The organism is Castellaniella caeni NBRC 101664, from assembly GCF_001592225.1.
In the GTDB taxonomy this organism is placed as follows: domain Bacteria; phylum Pseudomonadota; class Gammaproteobacteria; order Burkholderiales; family Burkholderiaceae_B; genus Castellaniella; species Castellaniella caeni.
Window position 1 is genome coordinate 106,638 of record NZ_BCWN01000010.1, and the last position, 6,934, is coordinate 113,571.

A 6,934-nucleotide genomic window follows, 5' to 3' on the forward strand; every position below is an offset into this window, starting at 1 on the left:
GGCAGGGTGCCTTGTCGCGCGAGGCCTTCCGGCTCGTCGAAAGCGGCAGCATCAGCGGCACCAGCAATCGTAATCATTATTTCAGGAGTTGAATCATGGCAAAAAAACGCAAGGCCATCATTACGTGCGCCGTGACGGGCGCCATTCATACGCCCAGCATGTCAAGATACCTGCCGGTGACGGCCGACGAGATCGCCGAGGCCGGCATTGCGGCGGCCAAGGCCGGCGCCGCAGTGCTGCACCTGCATGCGCGTGACCCCAAGGACGGCCGTCCTACGCAGGATCCCGAAGCCTTTCGGCCGTTCCTGGAGAAAATCCGCAAGAGCACGGATGCCATCATCAACATCACGACGGGTGGCAGCCCCCACATGACGGTGCAAGAACGCATGCGTCCGGCCATGACGTTCAAGCCCGAACTTGCGTCGCTGAACATGGGCTCGATGAATTTCGGCCTGTTTCCGATGCTGCAGCGGTTCAAAGAGTTCAAGTACGACTGGGAGCGCGAGCACCTGGAAAACAGCCGCGACCTCATTTTCAAGAACACGTACAACGACATCGAATCCATCCTGACGCAGGGCACGAAAAACGGCACCCGCTTCGAATTCGAGTGCTACGACATCAGCCACCTGTATAACCTGAAATATTTCTTCGATCAGGGCCTGGCCAAGGCGCCTCTGTTCGTCCAGTCCGTCTTTGGCATCCTCGGCGGCATCGGGCCCGATCCCGAGGATCTGATGCACATGCGGCGCACGGCCGAACGGCTGTTCGGCGATCAATATCGGTGGTCGATCCTGGGGGCCGGGCGTAATCAAATTCCCTTGGCGACGATCGGCGCGGCCATGGGCTCCAACGTGCGTGTGGGCCTGGAAGACTCGCTGTGGATCGGCCCGGGCCAGCTCGCAGCGTCCAATGCCGAGCAGGTGACGCGCATCCGCACCGTGCTGGAGGCTTTGAACATCGATATCGCAACACCCGATGAAACCCGCGAAATCCTGCAACTCAAGGGCGCGGACAAGGTCGAGTTTTGACGTGATCTCACCCACTGTTGGTTACGGAGATTGACATGAACCTTACTCAGATACGCAGATCGTTGCTGGCGGGCGCGCTTGCGCTGCCGATGCTGGCCGTGACGGTGCCCGCCATGGCGCAGCAGGCGCACAAGGCCCAGGGGGAAAAGTACAAAATCTACCTGAGCATGAGCTATATCGGCAACGATTGGCAGGCGGAAGCGACCAATATGGTCAAGGCCATGGCCAAGACACCGGCGTTGAAGGATCGGGTCAATCTGGAAATACAGGTTGCGGGCACCAATGCCCAGAAACAGATTCAGCAGATCAATGCCATGATCCAGGCCGGGGCGGACGCCATCGTGGTGTACCCGATTTCGCCAACGGCCTTGAACCAAGTGATCAAGCGTGCTTGTTCCAAGAACATCAAGGTGTTTGCCTATGACGCCGAGGTGACCGAGCCCTGCGCCTACAACGTGCATATGGATCAGACCGAAGCGGGTACTGCCATGGGTGAATGGCTGGCCAGGAAACTGGACGGCAAGGGCAATGTCGTGATGATTACGGGGGTGCCCGGAACGTCCGTGGACAAGCTGCGCACTGAAGGCGCCAAGGCCGTGTTCGCAAAATACCCGGGCATCAAGATCATCGGCGAGGCGCCGGGCATGTGGAGCCAGGCCGTTGCGCGCACAGAGCTGTCCAAGCTGGTCGCGGTACATGGCTGGGACAAGATCGACGGCCTGTGGATGCAGGTGGGCTGCTACACCGCGGATTCCATGCAGATCGAGGCGGGACACGATGCCGCCCGGCTGCTGCCTTGCGCAGGCGAGGGCTCGAACGGTGGGCGGATCCAGATGCTTCCGGCCGCAACGCAGGTTGATGGGGCCAGCGGCACCTACGCGCCCATGAACGCCCCGAGGTTTTCTTATGCCTCGCCGCCGTATTCCGGTGCGTTGGCCCTCAAGCTGGCCGTCGAAGCGCTGGACGGCAAGGACGTGCCCAAGCTGACGGTACTGCCGCTGCCCAAGATCACCAACGAGACGGTCAAGCTGTGCAAGGGCGGCACATGGAAGGAAATGCACGAGGGCTGCAACGTGTTCGTGCCCGCCATCGTCAAGAATCCGGGCTGGTTTGCATCCATCTATTCCGACCAGACAGAGGGGCTTGGCCTGGACGCGGCGCTCAATGGCGAGCCAGACCCGCAATAAGGCTTGAATCCCGCGTTCCGGATGCTCTTGGAAACCTTGATCTGCCAACACCATGAACCAGACTTACGCTACTGCGCCAGCGCACGTGCCAGGCCCGTCGGTGCCCGCGCTGCGACTCCTTGACCTGTCCATGGACTTTGGCCCGGTCAAGGCCTTGTCGGGCGTCTCGCTGGAGGTTCGGCGTGGCAGCGTGCATGCCTTGCTGGGGGAAAACGGGGCGGGCAAATCGACCACGGTGAAGCTGCTGTCGGGCGTCATGCGCCCGACGCACGGGCGCATCGAAGTCGATGGGCGGGCGGTGGTGTTGCGCTCGCCGTTGCAGGCGCGGGCCCAGGGTATCCAGACCGCCTTTCAAGAGCTCACCTTGCTGCCCGATCTCTCGGTGTTCGACAACATGCTGATGCCCCGACCCCCCATTCATGTCTCGGGCCTGATCAGGCGGCGTGAACAGCGGCGCGCCATCGGTCGGCATTTCGACGAACTCGAGCTTGGCATCGATCTGGACGTACCCGTGCGGGAATTCAATCTTGCGCAGCAGCAGAAGATCGAGATTGCGCGCGCCATCTATCACCAGCCGCGCATCTTGTTGCTCGATGAGCCCACGTCTGCGCTGCCGCCCACGGACGTGCAATGGCTGGGGCATCTCATCGCCCGACTGCGTCGGCAGCAGGTCACGATCATCTTCATTTCCCATCGCATGGAAGAGGTCGAGGCGTTTTGTGACGACTTGACGGTTTTGCGCAATGGCCGTCATGTGGCTTCCCGTCCGGCGCGGGATTTCACCCGGGATGAAGTAGTCGAGCTGATCGTGGGCAGGTCTCTGTCCAAGGTCTTCCCAGAGCGCAAGCGTCCTGCCCAGGCAAAGCCTGTCCTGGCGCTGAAGGCGGCGTCCACCAGTGTCATTCACGATGCAAGCTTTACCCTGAACCAGGGGGAAATTCTGGGGGTGGCCGCCTTGCAGGGCATGGGCCAGCTCGATCTGTTCCGGCTGTGCTTCGGGCTCGTGCAGCCGCGCGCGGGTCATCTCGAACTGGATGCGTGGCCACAGCGCCTGCTCGGCCCGCGCGATGCCATTCGGCGGGGGATCGGCTTCGTGCCCGAAGACCGCAAGCACGGCGGCTTGTTGCTCAACCAGACAGGCCTCCAGAATGCTGCGCTGCCCGTTCTGAACGCCATGACGAAGTGGGGCATTCTCCGTCGTGCGAGAGAACTTTCCGCTGGCGCGCGTGCTTTTGAACGTCTGCAGCTGGATCGTCGGGCCTTGTGGACGGATGCCGGCGCTTTCTCGGGCGGCAATCAACAGAAGATCGTACTGGCCAAGTGGTTGATGGCCCGTAGCCGGATCTTGCTGCTGTTCGATCCGACGCGCGGCATCGATGTCGGCACCAAGCAAGAAATCTACCAACTCATGGCGGATTATGCGCAGCTGGGGGGTGCCATTTTGTTCTACTCCACGGAGATTCCCGAAGTGATCCACATGAGCCACCGGGTTTTGACGGTTTACAAGGGCAGGATCAACGCACTCATCGAGGAGGACGACATCAGCGAAGCGCGGGTCATGCGGCACGTCATGGGGCAGGCGGATGGCGCGGCAGAGGGCGACGATGACTAAAACCGCGCTTTTCCTGGATCGCTACGGCAGCGTTGTCGCTGTTTCCTTCGTCCTGGTCATCCTGCTGGGGCTGGTCGCCGCCTACAGTCGGGGCGGCCTGGATTATTTCGATGCCAAGCTCCTCGTGCAAGGCGGCGTCACGCTGGCCCTGGCCGCCATCGGCGCGACGCTGGTGATCCTGAGCGGCGGGTTCGATTTGTCCGTCGGGGCCGTGATTTCTTTGACCAATGTTGTCGGCGCCATCGCGCTGCCCGGTATGGATGGCGTGTGGGCGTTCTGGCTGAGCGTGCTGATTTCCGTGGCGGTGGGCAGCGCGTGCGGTCTGGTCAACGGGCTGTTGATCGCCTTTGGCCGCCTGCAGTCCATCGTGGTGACCCTGTCCACCATGTTCATTATTCAGGGGGTGACGCTGCTCGTCATGGATGCGCCGGGCGGGCAGGTGCCCCCTGTCGTCAGCGATGTGCTGATGGGCGATACCTGGACGGATGTGCTGCCGTCGGCGGCCAGCTTGATCCTGATCGTCATGGCGCTGTGGGCGTGGTGCAAGCGCACCCCCTACGGCCTGCATCTTTATGCGGTGGGCGGGCATCCCGCCGCCGCACGGGCGACCGGGGTGCCGGTCAGGCGCACCTTGCTGCTGACCTATGTCGGCGCCGGGGCGCTGTACGGTTTGGCGGGCCTGTTCCTCAGCGCCCAGACGGGCTCTGGCGATCCGCTCGTCGGCAATTCCCTGCTGTTGTCGGTGTTCGCCGCCGTGGTCATCGGCGGCACCCGCCTGGGGGGTGGGCGGGGCGGCCCGACCGGGTCGGTCATCGGCGCCTACGTGCTGATGATCATCGTCAATCTGCTGCTGGTCTTCAATGTCGCGGCCTACTATTCGACCATTGTCCAGGGTATGGTGCTGATTCTCGCCATCATGCTGGGCTCTCTTGGGGCGGGTTCGCCGCTGCGCGCCAGCCTGGAGCAGCTGCTTGCCCGCGCCACGCGCCTTGGGCGGGGCAGGCCGTCGCGCAAGGCCGCCCCGCAGCCCGGCATCGATGTCTGCGCCGATATCGCGCAGTCGGGCCCCGTTCGGGTCACGCTGCGTCAGCGCTATGGCAAGGATCTCCGGATTTCGCTGCCCGCCTGGGTGGTGTTCGTGCTGGTGGCCGCCGCGACGGCGATATTCCTGGGCCGTGACATCAGCCAGTGGTCTTACTGGAATTCGCTCATCGTTCTGTCGACCTTCCTGATCGTGCTGGCGTTGGGCCAGGGGGCGGTCATCTTTACCGGGGGGCTGGACTTGTCCTTACCCTGGGCCATCTCTCTGTGTGCTTTTCTTTTTACCGGGATGGCGCAGGGCTCGAACGAAGGGCTTTTGGGCGTCGCCATGCTGGCCATTCTCGCGGGCGTCCTGATCGGCCTGGGCAACGGGATCATGGTGGCGTTCATGGGGTTTTCGCCCATCGTTGCGACGCTGGCCATGAACGGGATTCTGCAGGGCATTGCGTTGTTGTATTCGCAGGGCACGCCCAGTGCTTTCCCGCCTCCGTTCATCAGCTGGGTCATGACGGGCCGTTTCCTGGGCATGACGCCCGTGATCCCGTTGCTGCTGGTGTTTGTCATTCTGGCGACGGTGCTGCTGACCAAGACAGCTTTTGGCCGCAGCGTCTACGCCACCGGCAGCAATGCGCATGCGGCCTTTCTGTCGGGGGTGAGTACCCGCCGCGTCCTGGTTCTGGTCTATGTGCTGTCCGGGGCTTGCGCGGCCGTTGCCGGTATTTTATTGAGCGGTTTCTCGGGGCAGGCCAGCCTGGGCATGGGAGACGACTATCTGCTGCCGTCCATCGCCGTCATCGTGCTGGGCGGCGGACTCATCACCGGCGGGCGCGGGCATTTCCTGGGGATACTGGCGGGTGTTTTTTTGCTGACTTCGCTGCAGATGCTGTTGACGGGGAGCGGACTGCCGTATGCGGCGAGGCCGATCTTGTTTGGCATCGTGGTGCTGGCCGCCGTGGCCACCTTGCGCGAGCGCGCGTGACGCGCACAGTCTGAAAAGGAGACGAGAATCATGAAAATCGACGTTTTTATCGATGTGAAGACGACCTTGGGAGAAGGGCCGCTCTGGGACGTGGACGAGCAGCGCCTGTATTGGATCGACAGCGCCGATGGTCGTATTTTCCGGGCAACCGCCGATGGGCGGGAACTCCGCGCCTGGCAGGTGCCGCAAAAAATCGGTTCGATGGCGTTGCGCCGCCAGGGTGGGGCGGTCGTTTCCTTAGCCCGCGGGCTGCATTTTCTGGATTTCGAGACGGGCCACCTCGACCTGATCGAAGACCCGGAGCCCGGGAAGACGAGCAACCGTCTCAATGACGGTAAGGTGGATGCCCAGGGCAGGTTTCTGTTTGGCAGCATGGATACACAGGAAAGCGGCCCCAACGGTGCCTTGTACCGTCTCGATCCGGATCACAGCGTCCACAAGCTGCAAGACGGCATCGTCGTGTCCAACGGGCCGTGCTGGAGCCCCGCGGGTGATACGTTCTATTTCGCCGATACCTGGGCCGAGGAAATCTGGGCATACGACTACGACCAGGCCACGGGGACGCCCTCGAACCGGCGTACGCTGGCCTCGGTGCAAGGCAAGCACTTCCGCTCGCCGGATGGTTCGACCGTGGACGCGGAAGGCTGCCTGTGGAATGCGCAGGTCTATGAAGGCCAACTGGTTCGGTACACCCCGGAGGGCCTCGTGGATCGCGTCATTGCGATGCCGGTCAAGAACGTGACCAGCGTCATGTTTGGCGGGCCGAACCTCGACGTCCTGTTTGTGACCTCGATGTCCCGGCCCCCGCTGCCGCGCTTTCCAAGCGATCCCGTCCAAGGCGGCAGCGTGTTTGCCATCACCGGTCTGGGGATTCGCGGCGTTCCGGAACATAGATACGCCGGCTGATCGTCAGGGTCTTGTCCGCGCATTTGCACGGCCAGCAAAAAGCGTGCTATAGTTCGGCCTCTTCGCTGCACGGCAATTCAGGGTTAACCCTGAAGCCGGTTGTTCGCAACCGGCGGGTGCAAAATCGAAGCCCTTGATTTTCAGGCGTTTTGCCACGGTCTTGGGGTTTGGTTGGCAGCGC

The 6,934-nt window shown here is 62.4% G+C and carries 5 protein-coding genes; all 5 read left to right on the forward strand.

The window, feature by feature from the left end; genetic code table 11:
• The first annotated feature begins 95 nt into the window (after window positions 1-95).
• Genes kce through CCA01S_RS08390 form a run of 5 tightly spaced genes read left to right on the forward strand, consistent with a single transcriptional unit; the run spans window position 96 to window position 6,753 of the window.
• Complete coding sequence (kce, locus tag CCA01S_RS08370) at window positions 96-1,028, forward strand: 3,5-dioxohexanoate:acetyl-CoA acetone transferase (protein ID WP_066456822.1); 933 nt, start codon at window positions 96-98, stop codon at window positions 1,026-1,028.
• Between the two features lie 35 nt (window positions 1,029-1,063).
• Window positions 1,064-2,215 (forward strand): sugar ABC transporter substrate-binding protein, encoded by a 1,152-nt coding sequence (locus CCA01S_RS08375; RefSeq protein WP_157076521.1) that lies wholly within the window; start codon window positions 1,064-1,066, stop codon window positions 2,213-2,215.
• 52 nt (window positions 2,216-2,267) lie between these two features.
• Window positions 2,268-3,827: a sugar ABC transporter ATP-binding protein gene (locus CCA01S_RS08380; protein ID WP_066456824.1), complete on the forward strand. Its 1,560-nt coding sequence runs from the start codon at window positions 2,268-2,270 to the stop codon at window positions 3,825-3,827.
• Window positions 3,820-5,847, forward strand: a complete 2,028-nt coding sequence (locus CCA01S_RS08385) for an ABC transporter permease (protein WP_084386611.1) — start codon at window positions 3,820-3,822, stop codon at window positions 5,845-5,847. The genes CCA01S_RS08380 and CCA01S_RS08385 overlap by 8 nt, the downstream gene beginning before the upstream one ends.
• 30 nt (window positions 5,848-5,877) lie before the next feature.
• On the forward strand, window positions 5,878-6,753 hold the full coding sequence (locus CCA01S_RS08390) for an SMP-30/gluconolactonase/LRE family protein (RefSeq protein WP_066456826.1): 876 nt from the start codon (window positions 5,878-5,880) through the stop codon (window positions 6,751-6,753).
• Window positions 6,754-6,934 lie beyond the last annotated feature (181 nt).